The sequence below is a fragment of the Cyanobium sp. ATX 6A2 genome (genome assembly GCF_024346355.1).
Taxonomy (GTDB): Bacteria; Cyanobacteriota; Cyanobacteriia; order PCC-6307; family Cyanobiaceae; genus NIES-981.
Genome location: NZ_JAGQCU010000001.1, coordinates 186,353 through 210,442 on the forward strand (window position 1 = coordinate 186,353; position 24,090 = coordinate 210,442).

Genomic DNA, 24,090 nt, shown 5'->3' on the forward strand with positions numbered 1-24,090 from the left:
GCGTTCGCGCCCGCCGTGACCAGTTTCCTCACAGCCTCCCGGCTGGCACAGGCAAACCAGGCGGCGGCGTCAACTCAGGACACCCGCCGACTGCGCCTGTTCAGCGGCACCGCCAACCAGGAGCTGGCCCGGGAGATCGGTGGCTACCTGGGCGTGCCTGACGGTCCGCGGGTGATCAAGCGCTTCGCCGACGGCGAGACCTACATCCAGATCCAGGAGTCGATCCGGGGCTGCGACGTGTTTCTGGTGCAGCCCACCTGCGTGCCGGTGAACGACCACCTGATGGAGCTGCTGATCATGGTGGACGCCTGCAAGCGGGCCTCGGCCCGCCAGGTGACCGCCGTGATCCCCTACTACGGCTACGCCCGGGCCGACCGCAAGACCGCCGGCCGGGAATCGATCGCCGCCAAGCTGGTGGCCAACCTGCTCACCAAGAGTGGCGTAGACCGGGTACTGGCCATGGACCTGCACTCCTCCCAGATCCAGGGCTACTTCGACATCCCCTGCGACCACATCTACGGCTCGCCGGTGCTGGTGGACTACCTCAAGACCCGGGACCTCGGCGAGGTGGTGGTGGTGTCGCCGGATGTGGGCGGCGTGGCCCGGGCCCGGGCCTTCGCCAAGCAGATGAGCGACGCGCCACTGGCGATCATCGACAAGCGCCGCGCCGCCCACAACGTGGCCGAGAGCCTCACGGTGATCGGCGATGTGGCCGGCAAGACAGCCGTGCTGATCGACGACATGATCGATACCGGCGGCACCATCTGCCAGGGCGCCCGGCTGCTGCGCCGAAGCGGCGCAGCCCGTGTGCTCTGCTGCGCCACCCACGCCGTGTTCTCGCCACCGGCGGCCGAGCGCCTCTCAGAGCCCGGGCTGTTCGAGGAGGTGGTGGTGACCAACTCCATCCCTCTTTCCGCCGATCGGCGCTTTCCCCAGCTGCGGGTGCTGTCGGTGGCCAACATGCTCGGTGAGGCGATCTGGCGGATTCACGAGGAGAGCTCCGTGAGCTCGATGTTCCGCTGAGACCCGCCGTGACGCCCACCAGGTTCCGCCGCCTGCTGGCGGCGACCCTCAGCGTGGCGGCCCTGGCCACGAGCTTCAGCCCGGCCCTGGCGGCGGCCCCGGCTGCGGCCCAGGGCCGCAGCGGCGCGCGCGAGCAGGCCCGCTCCAGGGCGGCCTCGCGCATCGGCGTGTGGCTCACCAACAGCCCCAGCCCGCTCTATTACCAGCCGGCACGGATCGACCAGGCGGTGAATGAGCTGGCGGCGGCGGGCTTCACCACCCTCTATCCCAATGTATGGAGCCGGGGCACCACCTTCCACCGCAGCCGCTGGGCGCCGATGGAGCCGGCCCTGGAGAAGGCCAACCCCAATTTCGATCCGATCTGCCACATGACCCGCGCGGCCCAGCGCCGCGGCATGGAGGTTGTCCCGTGGTTCGAATACGGCCTGATGGAACCGGCCACCGCCGAGGTGGTGAAGCGCAAACCGGAGTGGGTGCTGCAGCGCCGGGACGGCAGCACCGCCTATCCGATGCACGGCACCACCATGGTGTGGCTGAACCCGGCCCACCCGGAGGTACGGGAGCGCTTCATCGGCTTGATCACCGAAATCGTGCAGCGCTGCGGCGTGGACGGCATCCAGCTGGACGACCACTTCGCCTGGCCGGTGGAGCTGGGCTACGACCCGTTCACCCGTCAGCTCTACCGCCAGGCCACCGGCCAGGAGCCACCGGCCAACCCCAACGACCGCTTCTGGATGCGCTGGCGCCGGCAGCAGCTCACCGAACTGCTGCGCGACCTGCGCACAGCCCTGCGGGACCTGGACGAACAAGCCCGCAGGAGCGGCAAGGGCACCGGTCACCCCACCTGGATCAGCCTCTCCCCGGGGCCATTCCGGTTCGCCTACAACCGCTGGCTGCAGGACTGGGAACTATGGACCGTGGGCAGCCTGGTGGACGACCTGGTTGTGCAGAACTATGCCTACTCGGTGCAGGGCTTCGCCAACGATCTCAACCAGCCGGCGCTGGTGAAGGCGAGCGAGTGGGGCATGCCGGTGGAGATCGGCATCCTGGCCGGCTTCGGCGGCCGCACCACCGACATGACCACCCTGGCGGAGAAGGTGCGGCTGGCCAAGAATCGCGGCCACGGCGTGATCTACTTCTATTGGGAGGGCCTGTGGGGTGAGCACGCCGGTCGGGAGGGGGCAGCCCTGCGCCAGCGCCGCTTCACCGAACTGCACCGCAGCCTCCAGCGCACCCCCGCCCCCGGCCGCCGCTAGGGGGCCAGGCACTGCTCCACCACCTCGCGGCTGTTGGTGGAGAGGTCGGCGGCCGCCAGCTGCTCGAGCGCCTCGCGCAGGCGGGCCTGGCGGACAGGGCCGTAGCTCTGCCAGCGGCTGAACACCTTGACCAGGCGGGAGGCGGTGATCGGGTTGCGGCGATCGAGGGCGGCGATCTGGGCCGCCAGGAAGCGGTAGCCACTGCCGTCGGCAGCGTGGAACACCGGCGCATTGCCGGCCAGCCCCCCCAACACCGCCCGCACCGAGTTGGGGGCGGCGGGGTCGTAGCGGGGATGCTCCAGCAGCCGCGCCACCCGCTCCAGGCCGTCGGCGAAGGGGGCCGAGGCCTCCAGCGCAAACCAGGCATCGAGGATCACAGGCCGCTGCTGCCAGCGCCCAAAGAAAGCATCCATCGCCTCCTGGCGCTGGGGGATCTGGTAGCACTGCAGGGCCTGCAGGCCGGCCCGGGCCAGGGTCATCGAAGGGCCGTCCACCGCGTCGCGGGCGGCGGTGATCACCACGCCATCGCAGGCGGCCACGCGCCAGCGCCAGATCACCGCGGTGAGGCTGCGGGAGCCGCTGCCATCGGGCCAGGCCAACCCCCACTCCGGGCGGCAGCGTTCGAGGGCCTCGCCGAGGGGATCGGCCAGAGCTTCTGCGAAGCGCTGCTGCAGGGCCATTCGGGCAGCGAACAGGGCCGGCGGGTCGGGCTCGCCGCCCGCCGCCGCCGCCGCGTCCTCCAGTTCGGGCATGCCGGGCAGCACCATCAGGGCGGCGCGGCTGGCCTCGGAGAGGGCGGGGTCGGCGAGGATGCGGCCGATCGCGTCGATCAGCTCGCTCTCCAGCACAGCGTCGGGCTGGCCTTCGGCGCGGTGCAGCAGGGCATCGCGCAGCAGCGCCTGGCCCGCGTCCCAGCGGGCGAAGGCGTCGCTGTCGTTGGCCAGCAGATGAACCAGCTCGGAACTGGGCCGGCCCAGCTCCAGCTTCACCGGCGCCGAGAACTGGCGCAGTGCCGAGAGAGCTGGGGGGTGGTGCTGGCGGGGCAGATTCACCAGGTTGAGGCGCTGCTCGGGGCCATCCACCACCAGCAGGCGGGTCAGACGCCCGTCCTCACCGCTGCGGCAGGCCGCCAGAGCCTGCGTTTCACTTTCACCGTCCAGCTGCAGGGGCAAGGGCTGGCCAGCCTGATCCAGCAGGCCCAGGGCCAGGGGGATCACCAGCGGCTGCTTCTCGCTCTGGCCCGGGGTGGGTGGCGTGTGCTGGCGGATCTGCAGCTCCAGCCGTCCGCTGTCGCCATCCCAGTGGCGATGCACCTCCAGCTGAGGTGTGCCGGCCTGGTGGTACCAACGCCGGAACTGGGCGACATCAAAGCGGGGCAGGGGCACACCGGCGCTCCAGGCCTCCTCGGCCGCATCCTCCATGGCCCGCACGAAGTCGTCGCAGGTGGCGGCACTGCCGTCGTGGCGCTGCACGTAGAGCGCCATACCGCGTTGGAAGGTGGCCTCCCCGAGCAGGGTGTGGAGCATGCGAATCAGCTCCGACCCCTTTTCATAAATTGTGGTGGTGTAGAAATTGTCGATCGCCTGATAGGCATCGGGCTGCACCGGGTGGGCAGTGGGGCCGGCATCTTCGCGGAACTGGGTGTTGCGCAGCAGGGCCACATTCTCGATTCGGTTGAGGGCGGAACCATGCAGATCAGCGCTGAAGCTCTGATCGCGGAACACCGTGAGTCCCTCCTTGAGAGAGAGCTGGAACCAGTCACGACAGGTGATGCGATTGCCGGTCCAGTTGTGGAAATACTCGTGGGCGATCACGCTCTCGATGCGCTCGAGTTCAGCGTCGGTGGCCGTTTCAGCATCAGCGAGAACGAGCTTGGAGTTGAAGATGTTGAGGCTCTTGTTCTCCATCGCGCCCATGTTGAAATGGCGCACCGCCACGATGTTGAACTCATCGAGGTCGTACTCCAGCCCGTAGCGCTGCTCGTCCCAGGCCATGGCCCGCTTCAGCGAGGCCATCGCATGGTCGGTGTAGGCCCCATCCCCGGGCTCCACATGGATGCGCAGGGTCACCATGCGGCCGCTGGCGGTGGTGAAGCGATCGCGCACCTCCTCCAGCTGGCCCGCCACCAGGGCGAACAGATAGGAGGGCTTGGGGAAGGGGTCGTCCCAGATGGCGTAGTGGCGGGCAGAAGCCAGCTCGCCGGTCTCCACGCAGTTGCCGTTGGAGAGCAGCACCGGGCAGCTCTGGCGGTCGGCCTCGATGCGCACCCGGAAGCGGCTGAGCAGGTCGGGGCGGTCGGGATGGAAGGTGATGCGGCGGAAGCCCTCGGCCTCGCACTGGGTGGTGAACAGCCCGCCACTCACGTACAGGCCTTCCAGGGCGGTGTTGGCGTGGGGGCGGATCCGCACCCGGCTCTCGAGCACGAAGGCGCGGGCGGGAGGCTCCGGGATCACCAGCTGCTGGCCGTCGAGCCGGTAGGCGCCTGCTGCCAGGAGCTGGCCATCGCAGCGCAGCTCCAGCAGCTCCAGGTCCACCCCCTGCAGCAGCAGCGGCCCTGGCGCGGCGGCCGGATTGGGCCGAAAGGCCAGCCGCGCCTCCACCTCGGCGTGGTCGTCGTGCAGGCGCACCGTGAGGTCGGTGCGATCCAGCAGCTGAGGGGCGGGACGGTAATCGGCGAGACGCACGCTGGTCATGGACGGGCAGGGGGTTCGGAAGCGGCCTTGACGGCCTTCTGCACATCGCGAAGCACCGCCTCGGGAAGCTGATCCGGGCAGAGCTCGGCGGCACCCAGAAGGGCGGAATTGAGCGAACCCTGGCGCAGTTGATCCAGGCTCAGGGGCGCCTTGATCATGGCGATGGCACCATCGTGGCTGCCCTGGATCCACACGCTGATCGTTTCAGCGGCGATCGTCACGGCCAGGTCGAACTCCACCCCGGCGGACCGGGCAATACACAGATTGAGGGCGGCAAGGCGGGTGTAAAGATCCATCTCCGTCTCGCTGGCCGGCGCCGCCAGGGCGGGGCGGGGCGGCAGGGCGAGCACAGCGGCCAACAGCAAAGGCGCCAGAAGCGCGGGACGCGGGAGCAGAGGGCGCAGAAGCACAGGGCGCAGACGCACAGTGGCCACTGAGGAATTGACTCCATGCTGCTGCATGGCGCGGGAACGACCGCCCCCCTGACGGCCCTCCATAGGCTGAGGAGGTGGAACCTGCAGCCGCCAGCCCCCCCCCAGCCTCGGCTCCCTCCGAGGGGCAGCATCAGGAGCTGCAGCTGCTGCTGCTGGCAGGACGCCAGCATCTGGCCAGTGCCGATCTGCGCCAGCTGCAGCAACTGCTTCGGGACGAAGACCTGGGCCTCAAGGCCCAGCTCACGATCAGCGATCCCGCCCGTCATCCGGAGCTGCTGGAGCTGCATCGCCTGGTGGCCACCCCGGCCCTGGTGAAACTGGCACCGTTGCCCCGGCAGGTGTTCGCCGGCAGCACCATCAGCAGCCAGCTGCGCAGCTGGCTGCCGCGCTGGCAGCAGGAGCAGGTGGTGACCAGCCTGGGCATCAACCTCAAGCCGGCGGAGGCTGATGGCAGCCGCAGTCGACGCGAGCTGCAGCTGGAAGACCAGCTGCTGGTGCTGCGCCAGGAGAATGAGGCGCTGATTGAGCGGCTGGGGGTGCAGGAGCGCCTGTTGCGCATGGTGGCCCATGAGCTGCGCACCCCACTCACGGCCTCCAAGCTGGCGTTGCAGAGCTATGAGCTGGGCCAGATCGACGTCCACCGCTTCCAGGACGTGCTGCGCCGGCGGCTGAACGACATCGAGGCCCTGTCGCAGGACCTGCTGGAGGTGGGCAGCACCCGCTGGGAGGCCCTGTTCAACCCCCAGCGTCTCAACCTGGGCACCGTGGCGGCGGAGACGATCCTGGAGCTGGAGAAGCTCTGGGTGGGGCGTGATCTGCGCCTGGTCACCGATATCCCGGCCGATCTGCCGGATGTGCACGCCGATGGCCGGCGCATGCGGCAGGTGCTGCTCAACCTGCTGGAGAACGCCTTCAAGTACACCGCCGAGGGCGGCACGGTGAGCCTCGCCCTGGTGCACCGCACCAGCCAGTGGCTGCAGGTGAGCGTGTGCGACAGCGGTCCCGGCATTCCCGAGGCCGAGCAGGAGCGCATCTTCCAGGACCGGGTGCGCCTGCCCCAGACCGCTGGCAGCACCGCCGGCTACGGGGTGGGCCTGTCGGTGTGTCGCCGCATCGCCGAAGTGCACGGTGGGCGCATCTGGGTGGTGTCCGAGCCCGGCGAGGGGGCCTGCTTCCACGTCACCGTGCCGGTCTGGAACGGCCAGGCAGCCCCGTCTTGACGAAGGGACACCCCGGCCCGTAGCTTCCATGCATCGGCGCAACGGCCCAGATCCCAGATCCGGTGCCGTTTTTCCTCATCAGGCCTCGTCCAGGGGTCTTACTGTGGAACCCGCACGGCGGGAACTGTTGCCGTGGCCTCGCCCCCATCGTCTAGAGGCCTAGGACACCTCCCTTTCACGGAGGCGACAGGGGTTCGAATCCCCTTGGGGGTATTCAGGGAGTGGTATTCGAGATGGAGAGGTATTCGAGGATCAGGGGGAACTGAAAGCTCTTAGCCCTGGTTCAGCCCTGCTCGATGCGGCGGTTTGCTTCCTGCTGCACCCCGCGCAGGTTTGAAGCCAGATCCTGCTGCAGGCGTTGCTCGATCAGGCCGATGGGCATGCCCGGTTTGCCCTGAACCGTGAGCTCGTAGAGCAGGCGGGTGCTGATCTCATCGCGGTCCACGCGCCAGGTGCCCTCAAAGCGCCTGAAATCGCCACGGAGCATCTGAAAGCGCAGCTCACCGGCGTCTGGATCTTCCTCCAGTTCAAGCTCCACGCGGGCGCTGAAGCGCAGGCCACAGAACTGCTGACTGCCCACCTGCTCGAGAGCCACGCGGTTGCCCCGACGCCACAGTTGACGGGAGCTGACCAGGTTGGGGATGAAGCGATCGAGGTTGCCGTAATCGGTGAGCACCGACCAGATCCGCTCCGGATCAGGAGCCAGGCGCAGGAGTACGGCCAGCCGGCGGGTGCCCTGCTCCAGCCGCTCCATCTCCTGCTGAATGGTGTCGAGGCTGCAACTGCGCTCAGCGGCCTGGGTGGTGGCCCACCCCTCAGCGCTGGTGGTCTGGGGACTGAGCTGCAAGAGCGTGAGCGGCGCCAACGGGTCAAGCCGTGTGTGCTGGGCCACAACCTAACTGCATCTGCCCGAACTTCCGTGCCAGCGGTGACCGCAGCCATGGCCGCACTGCGCTGGGTCAGTGGGGTTCTGCTGTTCCGGTTTGCCGGTCCCGGCCGCCGTTCCAGGAGGCGCCACCGGAGCGCATCCTTATGATCGGCCCACCAGTGCCGGAATCTCAGCCGCCATGCGTGTTTCAACGGGTCGTGCCAACCAGTCCGACAGCCGCATGTTCAGCGTGGTGGTGGAGGGCTTCGGCATCGGCCAGCAGCGTCAGGCCGAGCGGGTGTTCACCGTGCCCTTCAGCCAGTTGCAGAGCACCGTCCAGATGGTTGCCCGCCAGGGCGGCGTGATCACCGGGGTGTTCGCCATCGACGGCTCCTCGGGCAACGGTGCCTCCCCCACTGCCCCCACCGCCAGCGCGCCCAACCCCGCCGCCCCACCTCAAGCCGCCGTGACCAAAGCCCCCGCCCACGCCGCCGTTCCGGTCAACACCTACAAGCCGAAGAGCCCCTTCCTGGGCACCGTCACCGAGAACTACAGCCTCGTGGGTGAGGGCGCGATTGGCCGGGTGAATCACATCACCTTCGACCTGGCCGGCGGCGAGCCCCAGCTCAGCTATGTGGAGGGCCAGAGCATCGGCATCATCCCCGAGGGCACCGACGCCAACGGCAAGCCCCACAAGCTGCGGCTCTATTCCATCGCCAGCACCCGCCATGGCGACAACATGGCCGCCCACACCGTGTCGCTGTGCGTACGCCAACTGGAATATGAACAGGACGGGGAGACGATCAAAGGGGTGTGCTCCAGCTACCTCTGCGACATCGAGCCCGGTGCCAAGGTGAAGATCACCGGTCCTGTGGGCAAGGAGATGCTGCTGCCCGAGGACGAAGAAGCCAATGTGATCATGCTGGCCACCGGCACCGGCATCGCCCCGATGCGCGCCTACCTGCGGCGCATGTTCGAGCCGGCCGAACGCGACAAGAACGGCTGGCACTTCCGCGGCAAGGCCTGGCTGTTCATGGGCGTGCCCAAAACCCCCAACCTCCTCTACGACGCCGACTTCGAGCACTACCTGAGCGAGTACCCCGACCACTTCCGCTACACCAGGGCGATCAGCCGCGAGCAGCAGAACAGCAAGGGCGGGCGCATGTACATCCAGGATCGGGTGCTCGAGCACGCCGACGAGATCTTCGCCCTGATCGAAGATCCCAACACCCACGTGTACATGTGCGGGCTCAAGGGCATGGAGCCCGGGATCGACGAAGCCATGTCTGCAGCCGCCGCCGCCAAGGGCCTCAACTGGAGCGAGCTGCGCCCCGCCCTCAAGAAGGCCGGCCGCTGGCACGTGGAAACCTATTGAGGCGGGCACTGGCGTTTCGGTGCTCGTTTGCTCACAGCCGAGGGCTGTGCTTGTCCTCCGGCGCCCCCGGCAGCCAGCCTGGACCTGAAGCATCAAGAGATCGGGAGAGCCGTTCATGAGTGCCGTGCTCACCAACCCCCTGCGGGTCGGCCTGCGGCAGGAGCGGATCATTCCCGCCCAGTGCATCGTGATCTTCGGCGCCAGCGGTGACCTCACCCAGCGCAAGCTGATCCCGGCACTGTTCGAGCTCTACCGTCAGCGCCGCCTGCCCAGCGAATTCGCTGTGCTCGGCTGCGCCCGCCGGCCCTGGAGCGATGAGGAGTTCCGCTCCCGCATGGCAGACGCCCTGGGGGAGGAGATCGCCGGTCACGGCCACATCTGGGAGGGGTTCGCCGCCGGGCTCTTCTATGAGCCCGCCGACCTCTCCAACCCGGCCTCGATCCTGGCCCTCGGCCAGCGGCTCGAGCAGATCGACCGGCAGCGAGCCACCCGCGGCAACCGCACCTTCTATCTGTCGGTGTCACCGGCTTTCTACGGCAGCGGCACCCGGGCCCTCGCGGCCGCCGGGCTGCTGGACGATCCGGACCGCACCCGGGTGGTGATCGAGAAGCCGTTCGGCACCGACTACCCCAGTGCCCAGGCGCTCAACAAGGTGGTGCAGGCCAGCGCCAAGGAAAAGCAGATCTTCCGGATCGACCACTACCTCGGCAAGGAAACGGTCCAGAACATCCTGGTGCTGCGCTTCGCCAACACCATCTTCGAGCCGATCTGGAACCGCAACTACATCGCCAACGTGCAGATCACCGCGGCGGAAACGGTGGGGGTGGAGGAACGGGCTGGGTACTACGAGAGCAGCGGTGCCCTGCGCGACATGGTGCAGAACCACCTCACCCAGATCCTGGCACTCACGGCCATGGAGCCCCCCGGCCGCTTCGATGCCGAGGCGATCCGCAACGAAAAGGCCAAGGTGCTCCAGGCCGCCCGGCTGGCCCATCAGGGCGAGCCCTGGAAATGCTGCGTGCGCGGCCAGTACGGCGCCGGCGGCAACGCCCGCAGCCCGATTCCCGGCTACCGCGAGGAGCCCGGCGTGAACCCCAACACCACCACCGAAACCTATGTGGCGATGAAGCTGTTCATCGACAACTGGCGCTGGCAGGGGGTGCCGTTCTATGTGCGCACCGGCAAGCGCCTGCCCAAGCGCCTCAGCGAGGTGGTGCTCACCTTCCGCGAAGCCCCGGTGCACCTGTTCGATGCCGCCGGCGGCGCCCCCACCCCCAACCAGCTGATTCTGCGGATTCAGCCCGATGAGGGCGCCGACATCCGCTTCGAGGTGAAGGCCCCCGGCTCGGGCATGCGCAGCCGCCCGGTGGACATGGCGTTCAGCTACGACGAGAGCTTCGGCGAACCCAGCGATGAGGGCTATGTGCGACTGCTCGCCGACGCCATGCTCGGCGATCCCACCCTGTTCACCCGCAGCGACGAGGTGGAAGCCGCCTGGCGTCTCTATACGCCACTGTTGGAGCTGATCGAAGACGCCCCCTGGCGATTGCCGGTGCAGCCCTATGAGGCCCGCACCTGGGGACCGGCCGCCGCCGACAACCTGCTGGCCGAAGACGGGCTGGTGTGGCGTCGTCCCTGAGCTCCGCACCCCCGCCCCCTCCCGCCATGTCCACCCAGCTCACCCTCCAGGCCCCCACGGCGCTGCCGCCCAGCGAGGTTCCCAATTACCTGCAGACCCTCTGGGGGGAGGGTCTGCAGGGCTCCGATGGCGCCACCACCTTCACGTTGGTGGTGTACGAGGCCTCCTGGCTGCAGCAGCACCTGATCCGCACGGGTCGGGCCGACGGCCCGCTCACCGGGCTGCTGGAGCCCGAGCTGATCAAGGCGGCCAAGCAGGCGGTGCCGGAACTGGGCCTGCCCCTGAGCACGGCCGTGATGGATCAGCGCCTGGCCTGGGAGCTGGGCCAGCAGCCTGGCCATCACCAGGCCCAGGACCTGCGCGGCCAGTTCGTGGCGGCCGCCATCAGCGCCCACAAGCCCCGGCGTCTGATCACCCTGGCCCCCACCCTCGACGAGGGCCAGACACTGGAAACCCTCGTGGCCGCCTACTGCCCCCTGCCGGATGAGGGAGCGGGCGGAACCGCCTGCGGTGACGTGGTGGTGCTGCGAGGCGGACGCGGGTCGCTGCACCAGTCGCTGGAGCTCATCCATCCCCTGATCAGGGACGATCTGCCCTGCTGGGTGTGGTGGAACAGCAGCCTCGATGAGGCACCCGAGCTGCTGGAGGCCCTGGCCCCGCCGTCCCGGCGGCTGGTGGTGGACAGCTCCCTGGGCCATCCCCGCCGCTGTATCGACCTGCTGGTGCGCTGCATCAAGGCCGGCCAGGCCGTGAACGACCTCAACTGGCTGCGGCTGCGCACCTGGCGGGAATCGCTGGCGATGGTGTTCGATCCCCCCTCGCGCCGCACCGCCCTGGAGCAGGTGGTGCAGCTGGACATCGACGTGGAGGGTGATCACCCGCTCAAGGGCCTGCTGCTGGCGGCCTGGATCGCCGACCGACTGGGCTGGCACCTGGTGGAGTCGTATGACATCCCTGGCAACGGTGATGGCGACGGCATCGGCGCCTCCTTCGAGCGCACCGATGGCGCCGCTGTGCAGCTGCGTCTGATGCCGGTACCGGTGGGCAGTCCCAAGATCCACCCCGGAGCCCTGGTGGGCCTGCGGCTGATCTGCGCGCCCCAGGGCCGGCCACCCCTGTGCGTGATTCTCTGCTCTGAATCGGGCGGCTGCATGCGCCTGGAGGCGGGCGGGATGGCCTCGATGGAGCTGGCCGAAGACGTGGTGCCCCTGCCCAACGAAAGCGAGGAGGTGGAGTTGGCCCGGCTGCTGGCGGGCGGCCACGACAGCACCAACCCGCTGCTGGCCTCCGCCGCGTCGATCGCAGCCCGGCTGCTGCCGGCCTGAACACAGGCGCTCCGCAGCCATGGCCTGCCTGATCGCCGCGCCCGCCAGTGGCAGTGGCAAAACCCTGCTCAGCCTGTCGCTGGCGGCCCTGGCCAGCAGGCGCGGCCTGCGGCTGCAGCCGTTCAAGGTGGGACCCGACTACCTCGATCCCCAACTGCTCAGCCGGGTGAGCGGGGTGGCCTGCCGCAACCTCGATCCCCTGCTCTGCGGTGAGACCTGGGTGCGGCGCTGCTTCCACTGGCACGGCAGCAGGGCCGATCTGGCTTTGGTGGAGGGGGTGATGGGGCTGTTCGATGGCCGCGGAGCCGGCAGCGAGGGCAGCTCCGCGGCGGTGGCAGAGCTGCTGAACCTGCCGGTGGTGCTGGTGGTGGAGGCCTCCCGTCAGGCCGGATCGATCGCCGCCCTGGTGCGCGGCTTCCGGGATCACGGGCCGCCGCGGGTGCAGCTGGCCGGGGTGGTGCTCAACCGGGTGGGCTCGGAGCGCCACCGGGCCCTGCTGGCCGAGGCCCTGGCGGCGATCGCCGTGCCACTGCTGGGGGTGCTGCCCCACAGCCCCTCCCTGGAGTTGCCGAGCCGCCACCTGGGCCTGCTGCCGGCCCATGAAGTAGCCGACTTTTCAGCCCGCAGCGCCAGCTGGGCGGCACTGGCCGAGCGCCACCTGGATCTGGAGCGGCTCTGGCCCCTGCTGGCCCCAGCCCCGGCGGCAGGCCATGGAGTCACCGCAGATCTTGCACCGATCCAGACCCTGCTGGCGGGCCAGCCGGCCAGCCCCCGCTCCACTCACACCCCCAGGCCCACGACCGGCGAGCCCCGGCCCAGCCTGGCGGTGGCCAGCGACGCCGCCTTCCACTTCCGCTACCCGGAGGCCAGCGAACTGCTCGAAGCCCTGGGCGTGGAGCTGCGCCCCTGGAGTCCCCTGGCCGATGACCCCCTGCCCCCCGGCAGCGCGGCCGTGCTGCTTCCCGGTGGCTTCCCCGAGCTGCATGCCGCCCAGCTGGCGGCCGCCCGGCGCAGCCTGGCCGAGCTGCGCCACGCCCACGCGGCCGGAGTGCCGATCGTGGCCGAGTGCGGGGGCCTGCTGCTGCTGGGGCAGGAGCTCTGCGATCCCCTCGGCCAACCCCATGCCATGGCCGGGCTGCTGCCCTTCCGGGCCCGGCGGGGAGCCCTCAGCCTCGGCTACCGCCAGGCCCAGGCCAGCGCCGATGGGCTGCTGGTGCGGCGGGAGGAGCAGCTGCTGGGCCATGAATTCCACCGCTGGCAGCTGCAGGAGCTCACGGGCAGCGCGCACCCCCCGGAGGGGCAGGCGCTGTGGCAACTGGAGGGCTGGGGCATCCCCGCGCGGGCGGAGGGATGGGGCACGGCACACCTGCATGCCAGCTGGCTGCACCTGCACTGGGCGGGCTGTCCCCAGATTCCCCGGCGCCTGGCGGCGGCAGCCCATCAGCGTGGGCGGTCCTTGCGAGGAGCGGCGCGGTGATGACCCACCTGCTCGGCGACCTGGCGGCCTTCGCTCTGGCGCTGGGCTTCTCCCCCCTGCACCTGGCCCTCGTGCTGCTGCTCCTGCTCGGCCCCCAGCCCCTGCGCCGCGGGGGCTGGTTTGTGGCCGGCTGGCTGCTCACCACGGCCCTGGCGGTGCTGCTGCTGCTGAGCGTAGGCCACGGCCTGCTGCTCACGATGGAGAAGGGCAGCGGCCACCGCACCGGGCTCGACCTGCTGGGGGCCGGCGCCCTGCTGGCCGTGGGTCTGCGGGAGCTGCTGGAGGGCCGCCGCGGCGGCGGCGACCCCGGCTGGACCGGGCGGCTGGAGCAGTTCTGCGCCCTGCCCCTGCCCCTGCTGCTGACGGTGAGCGCGGCACTGGAGGTGGCCAGCCCCGACAATCTGTTCCTCTTTGCCAAGGCCGCCGGAGGCCTGCTGGAGGCGGGCCTGGGCACGGCCCAGGAGGTGCTGGGGGCAGCACTGTTCTGCCTGGTGAGCGCCCTGCTGCTGCTACTGCCCCTGCTCGCCCTCGCGCTGGCGGGCAGCGACCGGGTGCTGCCCCTGCTGGAGGCGGGCAAGCGCTGGCTGTTCAGCCGGGGCGATCTGGTGGTGGCTCTGGTGAGCCTGGCTCTGGCCGGCTACCTGGGCTGGCAGGGGATCGAGGGCCTGCAGCGCGGCCTCGCAGCCTGAGCGGGATCCTGAACGGAATCAGGGAGCGGCGTTTCAGGCCTCAGCGAACCAGTCGCCCCAGCGTTGCTGCTCGGCCTGGCTGGCCGGGCCGGCCACCAGGGCCACCCCCTGGCTGGCCCGGCTCACCGCCACATACACCAGCTGGCGGCGCAGCAGCTCGTCGCGGGGCCAGAACACATCGGCATCCACGAACACCTGGCCGAAGGTACTGCCCTGGCTGCGGTGCACCGTGAGCACGGCGGCCGGGCCGAGGGCCGCAAAGGCATCGCGCACCAGGAAGAACTGCCGCCACAGCCCCCGGGCCGCGGCCTTGCCCTGATCGCGGGCCACGCCGCGGGCGCTGGCGCGCAGCCGCTCGAGCACAGCGTCGAGGGCCTGGCGGGGAACGCTGCCGGCCGGCGGCAGCAGGCGCAGGCTCAGCCCGCTGTCGCCGGCCTGCACCGAGGCCGTGAGGGTGTCGATCAGGGGGGCATCGGCAACGCCGAAATCCGCCAGGTCGCAGCGTTCGGGGGTCACATCGCGCACCACCAGCTCGCGGTTGGAGCCGAGCACCATGTCGGGTTCCTCGGCGGCCTCCTCTCCCTCCCGGCAGGCGGGAGCCATCACGGCACTGCGGCTGATCAGCACCTCTCCGGGCAACACCGGCAGCTGGTCGGCCATGGCGCCGTGCAGGGCGCGGCGGGCGATCGGCACCAGCTGCTCCAGGGAGCGGTTGGTGTAGCAGAGGATGCGGGCCAGATCGGGATTGTCGGTTTCAGCGCTGCGGCGCAGGGCGGCCTGGGCCTCCAGCAGCCAGGCCTGGCGATCCAGCAGAGCCACGCGACCGGCGGCCGTGCGCACGGGCGGCAGGGGCGGTGGCCGGCGGCAGGGCAGGGCCTGCTCGCGGATCCCCTGGGCCAGGCGCAGCACCGGCCCCTGGTGGCGCACCACCTGGCGCAGGGCCGCCGTACGGGCACGGCCGAGGGCGAACACCGCGCTCTCGGGCTCCCCCACCGGTGGCAGCTGGGCGGGATCACCCACGAACACCAGCCGGGTGCGGAAGGGATGGGCGCAGCGCAGGGTGATCTCCAGCAGCTGGCTGTCCACCATCGAGGCCTCATCGATCAGCACCAGAGCCAGGTGCTCCAGGGCCGCGGCGGTGTGTTCGCTCTCCTCGCAGCGCTCCAGATCGCCCTGACGCTTGAGCCGCAGCCGCAGCAACCGGTGGATGGTGGAGGGGTACCAGGTGGGCACCAGGGCAGCCGCCTGCAGATGGCTGCGCAACACCCCCACGGCCTTGTGGGTGGGGGCCACCACGGTCCAGCACAGGCCGGCGGCTTCGGCCTGGGCCAGGAAGCGCATCGACAGGAAGGTCTTGCCGGTGCCGGCGTAGCCGCTGAGCACGAAGGGCACCCCGGCCTGCGGTTCCGCCAGCCAGGCGGCAAAGGCCGCGCAGGCGGAGTGCTGATCGGTGGTGAGGGTGTCAGCCAATGCCGGCCGGCAGGCCCCACACCATCGCCAGGTGCAGAGGCGAGCCCACCAGCACCAGTCCGGGCAGGGCCACCGCCGGACCCATCAGCGCACCCGCCAGCACCTCCAGGCGGGTGTGGCCGAGGTTTTCCTTGAGGGGAGGCAGGGGCTCGCTGCCGGCGGCGGCGCCAGCAACAGCGGCGGGCAGGCCATTGACCCGGGCGGCGGTGAGCCCGGCGGCCCGGCGCACGCCGGAGGCGTCGTAGAGCACCACGAAACACATGGCGGCCGCCAGGGCGAACAGGGGATCGGCGAAGCCCAGCCGCCAGCCCAGCGCCGCCGCCGTACCGGTGAGCAGGGCGGAGTGGCTGGAGGGCATGCCGCCGGTTTCCACGAGCACGCGGGGATTCCAGCGGCGGTGCAGCACCAGCTCAATGAGCAGCTTGGAGAGCTGGGCGCTGCCGCAGGCGGCCAGTCCCCACCAGAGCACGCCGTTGTCGAGCAGGGCCTGGAGGGGAGGCAGGGCGGCAGCGAGCGGATCCGGGCTCATCGGTCGCGGCTGGTGATGTAGTCGGCCAGGGCCAGCAGGGGCGCGGCCGGATCCACAGCACCAGGGATGACGGTGGCAGCGGCATCGGCGGCGAACGGAGCCAGGGCGGCCTTGGCCTCAGCCACCAGCGCCTCGGCCCGCTGCCGCGACTCCTCCAGGCCCAGCAGCTTCGGGTAGGTGGTCTTGTCGGCGGTGAGGTCCTTGCCGGCCGTCTTGCCCAGCACTTCGCTGCTGGCGGTCACATCGAGGATGTCGTCGATGATCTGAAAGGCCAGGCCGATGCCGCGAGCGTAGGTGCCGAGGGCCTCGAGCAGGGCATTGGAGGCGCCGGCGATGTGGGCGCCGCAGATCACGCAGGCCCGCAGCAGAGCACCGGTCTTGTGCAGGTGGATGTACTCGAGGGTGTCGAGATCGACGCTCTTGCCCTCGCACTCCAGGTCAACCACCTGACCGCCCACCAGCCCCGGGGCGCCCGAGGCCAGCGACAGCTCGCCCACCACGGCCAGCAGGCGCTCAGCCGGCACCCCCGGACTGCGCAGCGCCACCAGCTCGAAGGCGCGGGTGAGCAGGGCGTCGCCGGCCAGGATGGCGTTGGCCTCGCCGTACACCTTGTGGTTGGTGGGCCGCCCACGGCGCAGATCGTCGTTGTCCATGGCCGGCAGGTCGTCGTGGATCAGCGACATGGTGTGCACCATTTCCAGCGCCACTGCCGTGGGCATGGCCGCCTGCGAGCTGCCGCCGGCCAGCTCGCAGGCGGCCAGGCAGAGGATCGGCCGCAGCCGCTTGCCGCCGGCCAGCAGCGAGTAGCGCATCGCCTCGCGCAGCGACTCCGGCCGCTCCGGCGGCAGCGCCGCCTCCAGGGCCGCCTCCACCCGCTGGCGGGCGCTCTCGAGGTAGGCCGAGAAATCGAATCCCTTGCCCGTGGTCGTGGCCACCGCTGCCATGGGGAAAGGCGTTGCTGCCGCCGATTCTCTCAGGCAGGCGTGATCAGGTGGCTGCGGCGTTGAGAGAACCACTCAGGCGAGCCACACTGACCAGCAGTGATCCGGCCGCCATGTTGCCCAGCTGCATCAGCAACCCGGCGGAACGCCGCCGCCGCATCGCCGCCGCCACGGCCAGCGTGCCCGCCGACCACTGGGTGACCCTGCGCCAGGGGCCTCGGCAAGTGTGCCGGGCACCACTCGCCCAGGAGCTGCTGCTCTACCGGGTGGACAACGGCCGCCTGCTGGCGGGACTGCAGGAGCGCCTGGCCCACCAGCCCAAGCGCCTGCAGCAGCTGGCGGAGCAGGAATCGGAACCCGGCACCCAGGAGTTGCTGCACGAACTGCTGGTGGACAAGGCGCGGGATCCCAAGGGGCCGATCCTGCAGGAACTGGAGCGCCTGGCGGTGCAGACCGAGCCGCTGCTGGTGGATGCCGAAGGGGTGGTGGTGAATGGCAACCGCCGGCTGGCCGCCATGCGCTGGCTGCTGACTGTGGACCCCCAGCGCTACGCGCGCTTTGAGCAACCCATGGCCGCCGTGCTCCCCCCCGAAGTGGAGCGCGCCGACCTGGAATTCATCGAGGCGGCCCTGCAGATGGCCCCCGAAACCAAGCTCGCCTACGGCTGGCTGGATCGTCGCCTGAAGCTGCGTGAGCAGCGCGACCAACTGGGGCTGGCAGACGAGTGGATCGTGGAGGCCTACCGGATGGCAGACCCGGGACAGGTGGGGCGGGAACTGGCCGAACTGGAGCTGGCAGAGGCCTACCTGGCCGAGATCAGCGGCACCCCCTTGCGCTACTCGGCCGTCGCCGACGCCGAGTCCCTGTTCTGTGGGCTGGCGGGCCAGTTGGCGGCCCTGCCGCGGCGTTTGGCGCGGCCCTGGCGGGCGCTGGGGTTGCTGCTGATCGACCAGCGCGCCCAGCTCGACCCCAGCCTGGCCAAGCATTTCCCCTTTGCGGAGCCGGTCGCTGCGGAACTGGCCCCCCTGGTGCTGGCGCGGCTGGCCCAGGAGTGGGGGCTCGAGGACGCCGAGCCGGACAAGGAGGAGGAGCCGACGCTGCGCAAGCCGGTGCTGCGGGAGCTCACGGCACTGGCCCTCAGCGAGCAGCCCCGCGAGCGCCTGGCCGCCCAGGTGCAGGACCAGCTCGATGCCGCCCGGCTGCAGTTCAGACAGGAGCGGATCCCGCAGCGCCTCATCCAGAACTTGCGCCAGGTGCGCCGCCAACTGGAGAAACTGGATCTCGGCCGGCTCGAGGGCCGCGAAGCACAGCACCTGCGGGGCGAACTGGCGGCCCTGCTCGCCGAAGCCCAGCCCCTGCTGGGCGCCGGCAATGCGCTCAGCCCGCCACCGGCATCCACCTGGAGAACACTGTTCCACCGCTGGCGGCGCTGACTCACACCACCAGATCGTCGAGGCCGTGCTCGAGGCCGTGGCGACGGCACCAGGCCAGCACCGTGTTCACCAGCAGCATGGTCACGGTCATCGGCCCCACGCCCCCCGGCACCGGCGTGAGCGCGGCGGCGATCGGCGCCACCTCGGCGGCGCGCACATCACCGCAGAGGCCGCCCTCGGGCCGCCGGTGGATGCCCACATCCACCACCACCGCGCCAGGCCACACGTGCTCGGCGCCCACGATCCCGGGGCGGCCAGCGGCCACCACCAACACCTCGGCCTGGCGGCAGAGCCCGGCCAGATCGGCGCTGCGGGAGTGGGCCACGGTCACGGTGGCGTCAGCGGCCTGGAGCATCAGCGCCATCGGCTTGCCCACCAGGATGCTGCGCCCCACCACCACCGCACGACGGCCCGCCAGCGGCAGCCGGTGGCGGGCCAGCAGCGCCATCACCCCCGCCGGCGTGCAGCTGCGCGGACCGGGTTCGCCCTTCAGCAGCCGGCCGAGGTTGAGGGTGTGCAGGCCATCGGCATCCTTCTCCGGATCGATCGCCGCCAGCAGCGGCCCTTCCTCCAGGCCGGCGGGCAGGGGCAGCTGCAGCAGAATGCCGTCGCAGGCAGGATCGGCGTTGAGGCACTGCACGGCTGCCAGCACAGCCGCGGCACCGGCATCAGCCGGCAGGTGCTCGCCCAGGCTGGTGATGCCCACCCGGCCGCAGGCCTTCTCCTTGTTGGCCACATACACGCCGCTGGCGGGATCGTCGCCCACCCGCAGCACGGCCAGCCCCGGCGGCCGGCCGATGGCCCCCTGGCGCTCGGCGATGGTGGCCCGCAGCCGGGCTTCGAGTTCGGCGGCGAGCTGGCGGCCGTCGAGGGTGAGGGCCATGGCGTGCGGGCAGCTGGCCCCAGCTTGCCCCGGCCCGGCGGCGTCCCGCAGTGTCGCCGGGGCTAGTTTTGAACCATGGGATGGCCGCGGCTGCGAACCCTCTGGCGGCGACTGCTGCGGGCTGAACGCCCCGTGCAGAGTCCGCCCTGGTGGCGCGGCCAGGATGCGGCCGCGGTACTGCTGGTGTGCCTGCTGGTGGCCCTGGTGTCCAGCTGGCCCTGGCTGGTGGAACCCAACCTGCGGGCCGGCATGATGGCCCCGTTCACGGTGCGGGCTCCCCAGGAGGCCCGGGTGGTGGACAGCACGGCCCTGGAGCAGCGCCGCGAGCAGATGCTGCCCCGCACCACGGTGCAGGTGGTGGATGAAACGGCCAGCACGCTGCTGCAGGAGCGGCTCGATGAGAGCCTGCAGGCGATCGAGGCCCAGGCCGGCAGCGCCGAGACCCTGGTCAAACCGGTGTCGCTCACCACGGTCGAACGCCTGTGGCTGCAGGGATTGAACAGCGTGGAGCGCACCGCCTGGGAGCGGGAGCTGCGCCAGGCCCAGCTGCGCATGCTCAGCCAGGGCCTGGCGGCCGGTCTGGCGGAGGGGCAGCTGCTGCAGGCGGCCAGCCTGCAGCTCGACGGTCTGCCCAGGGAGGGCCGGGAGGTGGGGGCCCGGCTGCTGGTGCACGTGCTCCAGGGCCAGTCGAACCTGCGCAGCGATCCGGCCCTCAGTCAGCGGCGCATCGAGGCGCTGATCAACCAGGAGGGCATTCCCACGATCAACGTGAAGTCGGGCGATCTGGTGGTACGGCAGGGCGAGCGCATCAGCGCCCAGGCCTTCGATGTGCTCGATTACTTCGGCCTGGTGAACCGGCGGCCGCGGCCGCTCACCTGGCTGGCTCACTTCGTGGAGGCGCTGGCGGCCTGCGGCCTGCTGGTGTTGCTGCAACGGCGCTGGCGGCCGAGCCTGGAGCCCCGCCAGGCGATGCTGTCACTGTCCACCCTGCTGGCGGTGCAGGGGGTGAACCTGTGGCTGGGCCCCCTGGCCAGCCCGATGCTGCTGTTGGTGCCGCCCACCCTGCTGCTGGCCCAGGGGCTGGGCAGCGGCTGCGGCCTGGCCTGGCTGGCGGCGGCCACCCTGCTCTGGCCCCTTCCGCTCAGTGGTGTGCTGGGGGTGCGGCTGCTGGTGGCGGCGGCCACCGGGGCCGCCGCGGCGATGGCCGCCGATCGCCAGCGCAGCCGGGCCGGACTGCTGCAACTGGCGGCGGTGCTGCCGGCGGCGGCGGTGCTGCTGCAGTGGCTGCTGCTGCAGGGCCGCGGCCAGCCGGGCCAGATCGACCTGGTGGGCGAGGGGCTGATGCTGGCGGGCCTGTTGATGCTGGGCCTGCTGCTGGCGCCGCTGGTGGAAACCTTCTTCGGGCTGCTCACCCGCGCCCGCCTGCTGGAGCTGGCCGACCTGGAGCGGCCGTTGCTGCGCAAGCTCTCCTGCGAGGCACCGGGAACCTTCGAGCACACCCTGATGATCGCCGGCCTGGCGGAAGAGGGGGCCCGCAGCATCGGCGCCGACGTGGACCTGGTGCGCACCGGTGCCTTGTATCACGACGTGGGCAAACTGCACGCCCCGCAGTGGTTCATCGAGAATCAGGAGAGCGGCCGCAACCCCCACGACCAGCTCGATGACCCCTATGCCAGCGCCGCCATCCTCCAGGCCCACGTGGATGAGGGCCTGCGGCTGGCGCGCCGCTACCGCCTGCCCAGGCCCCTGGCCGACTTCATCCCCGAACATCAGGGCACCCTCAAGATGGGCTACTTCCTGCACCAGGCCCGGGAGCGCAATCCAGCGGTCTCGGAGGAACGCTTCCGCTACCGCGGGCCTGCCCCCCGCAGTCGCGAAACGGGGATCCTGATGCTGGCCGATGGCTGTGAGGCGGCCCTGCGCTCGCTGCCGCCCACCACCACCGAAACCGAAGCCAGAGAGATGGTGGGGCGCATCCTCGGAGCCCGCCAGCGCGACGGCCAGCTGGCCGGCAGTGGCATCAGCCGAGCCGAACTGGAGTTGCTGATCCGCGCCTTCGTGCGGGTGTGGAAACGCATGCGCCACCGGCGCATCCCCTATCCGATTCCGGCCCGCAAGGCCTTCAGCGCCTGATGCCCCTGAGCTTCCGGCAGCTCCAGGCCCAGCTGCAGCCCTCCTGGGGCCGGGTGAGCGGCGGCCACGGCCCCGATGTGGATGTGCTGATGGTGCCCTCGCTGTCGCTGGAACAGCAGCAGATGGGCCTGGTGATGGGGGCCCATCACTACGAGGAGCGCCAGCTGTTCGCCCTCATCGGCCTGCGCCATCCAGGGGTGCGGATGGTGTACGCCAGCAGCAAACCCCTGGCCGACCTGGTGGTGGACGCGGTGCTGGAGCTGCTGCCGGGGGTGCCCGCCGCCCACGCCCGGCGGCGGCTGCACCTGGTGGACACCGATGACGCCTCCAGCCGGCCGCTGACGGCCAAGCTGCTGGAGCGCCCGGCCCTGCTGCAGCGCATCGCCGAGCTGCTGCGCCCCGGCCGCAGCTTCATCAGCTGCTTCGTGGTGAGCGATCTGGAGCGGCAGCTCTCAGAGCGCCTGCAGGTCCCCCTGCTGGGCACCGATCCGGCACTGGCCCACTGGGGCAGCAAGGCCGGCAGCCGCGCCCTGTTTGCCCGCCAGGGGGTACCCCATCCCCCCGGCAGCGCCCTGGTGCACACCCTCTCCGACCTGGCGGAGGTGACCGCCGAGCTGTGGGAAGGCCATCCCGAGCTGCGCCGCTGCGTGGTGAAGCTCAACCAGGGCTTCAGCGGCGAAGGCAACGCCTGCCTGGAGCTGGAGCCCCTGGAGCTGGCCGAACGGCCGGCACGCGGGCGCCGGCAGCAGCTGCTGGGGGCCCTGGAGCAGCTGCCGATGCCGGCCGGCAACTGGCTGAAGCTGATGGCCGAGCAGGGGGCCCTGGTGGAGGCCTGGCTGGAGCCCTGGCAGGAAGGCGCAGAGGCGATCCACTCCCCCAGCGTGCAGGGCATGATCCACCCCGGCGGCAATGGCCGGCCCGGGGAGGTGGAGGTGCTCTCCAGCCACGAGCAGGTGCTCGGCGGCGCGAATGGGCAGACCTACCTGGGTTGCCTGTTTCCGGCGTCCGAGGCCTACCGGGCGGAGCTGATGGGCTACGGGCAGGCGGTGGGGGAGGCGCTGGCGGCCGTAGGGGCCCTGGAGCGCTACGCGGTGGATTTCATCGCCCGGCGCCGCGGCCGGCACTGGGACCTGCAGGCCATTGAGGTGAACCTGCGCCAGGGGGGCACGACCCACACGTTCATGACCCTGAACGCCATCACCAGCGGCCGCATGGATCCGGCCAGCGGCCTGTTCCGCTCTCCCACAGGCTCGCCGCTCTTCTACCGGGCCACCGACAACCTCTGCGACCCGCGCCTGCGCGGGCTGCTGCCGATCGACCTGATCGACATCGTGGCCGAGGCGGGACTGCACTACGACCCTGCCCAGCTGCGCGGCAGCGTCTTTCACCTGCTGGGCTGCCTCTCGGAGTTCGGCAAGCTGGGCATGACCTGCATCGGCCGCAGCGCGGCGGAGGCGGATGCGGTGTATGCGGCCACGGCCGCCCAGCTGCTGCAGGCCGCCGCCAGCCTGGGGGCCGGAGATCCGGGATCGCCCGATCAGCAGCCCTCAGATTGCGCCCAGCGGCCCTGATGCCAGGCCCAGGCGTCGGCCAGAATCGTGTCCAGGTCTGAGCGCCGGGGCTGCCAGCCGAGTTCGGTGCGGGCCCGGGCGGCATCGGCCACCAGCGCGGCTGGATCCCCCGGCCGCCGGGGGGCGTCGTGGACGCTGAGCGACCCACCGGTGACCCGGCGGGCGCTGTCGATCACCTCCTGCACCGAATAGCCGCGGCCGGTGCCGAGGTTGTACACCAACGGTGCCTCAGCTGCATCGGCGGCGGAATCCGATGCCCACGGGCTCTGCAGCAACCGCTCCAGCCCGAGCACGTGGGCGGCGGCCAGATCACTCACATGGATGTAGTCGCGGATGCAGGTGCCATCGGGCGTGGGGTAGTCGCGGCCGTATACCTGGATCGCCTCGCGGCGGCCGGCCAGGGCCTCGAGCACCAGGGGAATCAGATGGGTTTCGGGGTTGTGGTCTTCCCCCAGATCGCCGGCGGGATCGGCACCGGCGGCGTTGAAGTAGCGGAAGATCACGCTGGGCTGGCCGTAGGCGGCGGCGAAGTCGGCCAGCAGCTGCTCCACCATCCACTTGCTGCGGCCATAGGGGTTGATCGGCTGCTGGGGGGTGGACTCGCGGATCGGGATCTGGTCCGGCTCGGGGATTCCGTAGGTGGCGCAGGTGGAGCTGAACACCAGGGGGATCTGGGCACTGCTCTGGGCGCTGCCGGAGGCCTGGCCAGCGCGCCGCTCGCTCTCGGCCCGCAGCGCCTCCAGCAGCACCAGGGTGTCGCCGAGGTTGTTGCGGTAGTAGCGAGCCGGATCGACCACGCTCTCGCCCACGTAGGCGTAGGCGGCGAAGTGCAGCACCGCCCGCACCGGGCCTGCCGGCAGCAGCGGATGGCTGCCCTGGAGCAGCTGATCGAGCAGCGGCCGATCCCCCAGCTGACCCTCCACCAGCGGCACCTGGAGCACCGCCTGGGCGATGTCGCGGTGGCCGTACACCAGGTTGTCGAGCACCAGCACGGGCTGGCCGGCGCGCTGCAGGGCCCGCACCGTGTGGCTGCCGATATAGCCGGCGCCCCCGGTTACCAGAATCGTCATCACGACTGGACGGCTGCCGACCACTGTGCCGCAGGGTGCCGACCGGGCATCAGCAGCGATC

The 24,090-nt window shown here is 70.7% G+C and carries 19 protein-coding genes and 1 tRNA gene; 12 read left to right on the forward strand and 8 right to left on the reverse strand.

What is annotated here, in order from left to right:
* Positions 1–15 precede the first annotated feature (15 nt).
* Positions 16–1,023: a ribose-phosphate pyrophosphokinase gene (locus tag KBY96_RS00925; protein WP_254977331.1), complete on the forward strand. Its 1,008-nt coding sequence runs from the start codon at positions 16–18 to the stop codon at positions 1,021–1,023.
* Between the two features lie 8 nt (positions 1,024–1,031).
* Positions 1,032–2,279 (forward strand): family 10 glycosylhydrolase, encoded by a 1,248-nt coding sequence (locus KBY96_RS00930; RefSeq protein ID WP_254977332.1) that lies wholly within the window; start codon positions 1,032–1,034, stop codon positions 2,277–2,279.
* Here the strand turns inward: KBY96_RS00930 and pepN are convergent.
* Positions 2,276–4,972 (reverse strand): aminopeptidase N, encoded by a 2,697-nt coding sequence (gene pepN, locus KBY96_RS00935; protein WP_254977333.1) that lies wholly within the window; start codon positions 4,970–4,972, stop codon positions 2,276–2,278. The genes KBY96_RS00930 and pepN overlap by 4 nt on opposite strands.
* Entirely contained in the window at positions 4,969–5,322 is a 354-nt protein-coding gene (locus KBY96_RS00940) for a cAMP phosphodiesterase (RefSeq protein ID WP_254977629.1), read from the reverse strand. The genes pepN and KBY96_RS00940 overlap by 4 nt, the downstream gene beginning before the upstream one ends.
* Positions 5,323–5,480: 158 nt before the next feature.
* On the opposite strand from KBY96_RS00940, the gene KBY96_RS00945 reads away from it, so the two are divergent.
* Both KBY96_RS00945 and KBY96_RS00950 read left to right on the forward strand, forming a co-directional pair.
* Positions 5,481–6,626: a histidine kinase gene (locus KBY96_RS00945; RefSeq protein WP_254977334.1), complete on the forward strand. Its 1,146-nt coding sequence runs from the start codon at positions 5,481–5,483 to the stop codon at positions 6,624–6,626.
* 140 nt (positions 6,627–6,766) lie between these two features.
* Positions 6,767–6,839, forward strand: a tRNA-Glu gene (locus tag KBY96_RS00950).
* 70 nt (positions 6,840–6,909) lie between these two features.
* Here the strand turns inward: KBY96_RS00950 and KBY96_RS00955 are convergent.
* Positions 6,910–7,380: an SRPBCC family protein gene (locus KBY96_RS00955; RefSeq protein ID WP_254977630.1), complete on the reverse strand. Its 471-nt coding sequence runs from the start codon at positions 7,378–7,380 to the stop codon at positions 6,910–6,912.
* Positions 7,381–7,693: 313 nt separating this feature from the next.
* Between KBY96_RS00955 and KBY96_RS00960 the strand changes: the two genes are divergently transcribed.
* The 5 genes from KBY96_RS00960 to KBY96_RS00980 all read left to right on the forward strand — a co-directional run bounded on the left by KBY96_RS00960 (position 7,694) and on the right by KBY96_RS00980 (position 13,999).
* Entirely contained in the window at positions 7,694–8,869 is a 1,176-nt protein-coding gene (locus KBY96_RS00960; RefSeq protein WP_254977335.1) for an FAD-binding oxidoreductase, read from the forward strand.
* Between the two features lie 115 nt (positions 8,870–8,984).
* On the forward strand, positions 8,985–10,508 hold the full coding sequence (zwf, locus tag KBY96_RS00965) for a glucose-6-phosphate dehydrogenase (protein ID WP_254977336.1): 1,524 nt from the start codon (positions 8,985–8,987) through the stop codon (positions 10,506–10,508).
* 26 nt (positions 10,509–10,534) lie between these two features.
* On the forward strand, positions 10,535–11,833 hold the full coding sequence (locus KBY96_RS00970) for a glucose-6-phosphate dehydrogenase assembly protein OpcA (RefSeq protein WP_254977337.1): 1,299 nt from the start codon (positions 10,535–10,537) through the stop codon (positions 11,831–11,833).
* A 19-nt stretch (positions 11,834–11,852) separates the two neighbouring features.
* On the forward strand, positions 11,853–13,310 hold the full coding sequence (locus KBY96_RS00975; RefSeq protein WP_254977338.1) for a cobyrinate a,c-diamide synthase: 1,458 nt from the start codon (positions 11,853–11,855) through the stop codon (positions 13,308–13,310).
* Complete coding sequence (locus KBY96_RS00980; RefSeq protein WP_254977339.1) at positions 13,310–13,999, forward strand: GAP family protein; 690 nt, start codon at positions 13,310–13,312, stop codon at positions 13,997–13,999. The genes KBY96_RS00975 and KBY96_RS00980 overlap by 1 nt, the downstream gene beginning before the upstream one ends.
* A gap of 33 nt (positions 14,000–14,032) precedes the next feature.
* Here the strand turns inward: KBY96_RS00980 and KBY96_RS00985 are convergent, their stop codons facing one another.
* From KBY96_RS00985 to crtE, 3 genes are read right to left on the reverse strand one after another with little or no spacing between them, the layout of a single operon-like run.
* Positions 14,033–15,469 (reverse strand): AAA family ATPase, encoded by a 1,437-nt coding sequence (locus KBY96_RS00985; protein WP_254977340.1) that lies wholly within the window; start codon positions 15,467–15,469, stop codon positions 14,033–14,035.
* Entirely contained in the window at positions 15,462–15,998 is a 537-nt protein-coding gene (locus KBY96_RS00990) for a divergent PAP2 family protein (protein WP_254977341.1), read from the reverse strand. The genes KBY96_RS00985 and KBY96_RS00990 overlap by 8 nt, the downstream gene beginning before the upstream one ends.
* Positions 15,995–16,942 (reverse strand): geranylgeranyl diphosphate synthase CrtE, encoded by a 948-nt coding sequence (crtE, locus tag KBY96_RS00995; RefSeq protein ID WP_254977342.1) that lies wholly within the window; start codon positions 16,940–16,942, stop codon positions 15,995–15,997. The genes KBY96_RS00990 and crtE overlap by 4 nt, the downstream gene beginning before the upstream one ends.
* Positions 16,943–17,052: 110 nt before the next feature.
* On the opposite strand from crtE, the gene KBY96_RS01000 reads away from it, so the two are divergent.
* Complete coding sequence (locus KBY96_RS01000; RefSeq protein WP_254977343.1) at positions 17,053–18,372, forward strand: hypothetical protein; 1,320 nt, start codon at positions 17,053–17,055, stop codon at positions 18,370–18,372.
* Position 18,373: 1 nt separating this feature from the next.
* Here KBY96_RS01000 and folD read toward each other — a convergent pair whose 3' ends face one another.
* Positions 18,374–19,255 carry a bifunctional methylenetetrahydrofolate dehydrogenase/methenyltetrahydrofolate cyclohydrolase FolD gene (gene folD, locus KBY96_RS01005; protein WP_254977344.1) on the reverse strand — a complete coding sequence of 294 codons (882 nt, stop codon included), beginning with the start codon at positions 19,253–19,255 and terminating at the stop codon, positions 18,374–18,376.
* A 75-nt stretch (positions 19,256–19,330) separates the two neighbouring features.
* On the opposite strand from folD, the gene KBY96_RS01010 reads away from it, so the two are divergent.
* Complete coding sequence (locus KBY96_RS01010) at positions 19,331–21,388, forward strand: HDIG domain-containing metalloprotein (protein WP_254977345.1); 2,058 nt, start codon at positions 19,331–19,333, stop codon at positions 21,386–21,388.
* A complete protein-coding gene (locus tag KBY96_RS01015; RefSeq protein WP_254977346.1) occupies positions 21,388–22,959 on the forward strand; it encodes a peptide ligase PGM1-related protein in 1,572 nt (523 codons plus the stop codon). Before KBY96_RS01010 ends, KBY96_RS01015 begins: the two co-directional genes overlap by 1 nt.
* Here KBY96_RS01015 and galE read toward each other — a convergent pair.
* Complete coding sequence (gene galE / locus KBY96_RS01020; protein WP_254977347.1) at positions 22,926–24,029, reverse strand: UDP-glucose 4-epimerase GalE; 1,104 nt, start codon at positions 24,027–24,029, stop codon at positions 22,926–22,928. The genes KBY96_RS01015 and galE overlap by 34 nt on opposite strands.
* Positions 24,030–24,090: the final 61 nt, after the last annotated feature.

Coding starts and splice junctions, on each gene's coding strand:
- KBY96_RS00955 (WP_254977630.1), bottom strand. CDS start 7,380: ATGGAGCGGCTGGAGCAGGGCACCCGCCGGCTGGCCGTACTCCTGCGC.
- galE (WP_254977347.1), bottom strand. CDS start 24,029: ATGACGATTCTGGTAACCGGGGGCGCCGGCTATATCGGCAGCCACACG.
- KBY96_RS01010 (WP_254977345.1), top strand. CDS start 19,331: ATGGGATGGCCGCGGCTGCGAACCCTCTGGCGGCGACTGCTGCGGGCT.
- crtE (WP_254977342.1), bottom strand. CDS start 16,942: ATGGCAGCGGTGGCCACGACCACGGGCAAGGGATTCGATTTCTCGGCC.
- KBY96_RS00960 (WP_254977335.1), top strand. CDS start 7,694: ATGCGTGTTTCAACGGGTCGTGCCAACCAGTCCGACAGCCGCATGTTC.
- KBY96_RS01000 (WP_254977343.1), top strand. CDS start 17,053: ATGTTGCCCAGCTGCATCAGCAACCCGGCGGAACGCCGCCGCCGCATC.
- KBY96_RS01015 (WP_254977346.1), top strand. CDS start 21,388: ATGCCCCTGAGCTTCCGGCAGCTCCAGGCCCAGCTGCAGCCCTCCTGG.
- pepN (WP_254977333.1), bottom strand. CDS start 4,972: ATGACCAGCGTGCGTCTCGCCGATTACCGTCCCGCCCCTCAGCTGCTG.
- KBY96_RS00970 (WP_254977337.1), top strand. CDS start 10,535: ATGTCCACCCAGCTCACCCTCCAGGCCCCCACGGCGCTGCCGCCCAGC.
- folD (WP_254977344.1), bottom strand. CDS start 19,255: ATGGCCCTCACCCTCGACGGCCGCCAGCTCGCCGCCGAACTCGAAGCC.
- zwf (WP_254977336.1), top strand. CDS start 8,985: ATGAGTGCCGTGCTCACCAACCCCCTGCGGGTCGGCCTGCGGCAGGAG.
- KBY96_RS00980 (WP_254977339.1), top strand. CDS start 13,310: ATGACCCACCTGCTCGGCGACCTGGCGGCCTTCGCTCTGGCGCTGGGC.
- KBY96_RS00975 (WP_254977338.1), top strand. CDS start 11,853: ATGGCCTGCCTGATCGCCGCGCCCGCCAGTGGCAGTGGCAAAACCCTG.
- KBY96_RS00990 (WP_254977341.1), bottom strand. CDS start 15,998: ATGAGCCCGGATCCGCTCGCTGCCGCCCTGCCTCCCCTCCAGGCCCTG.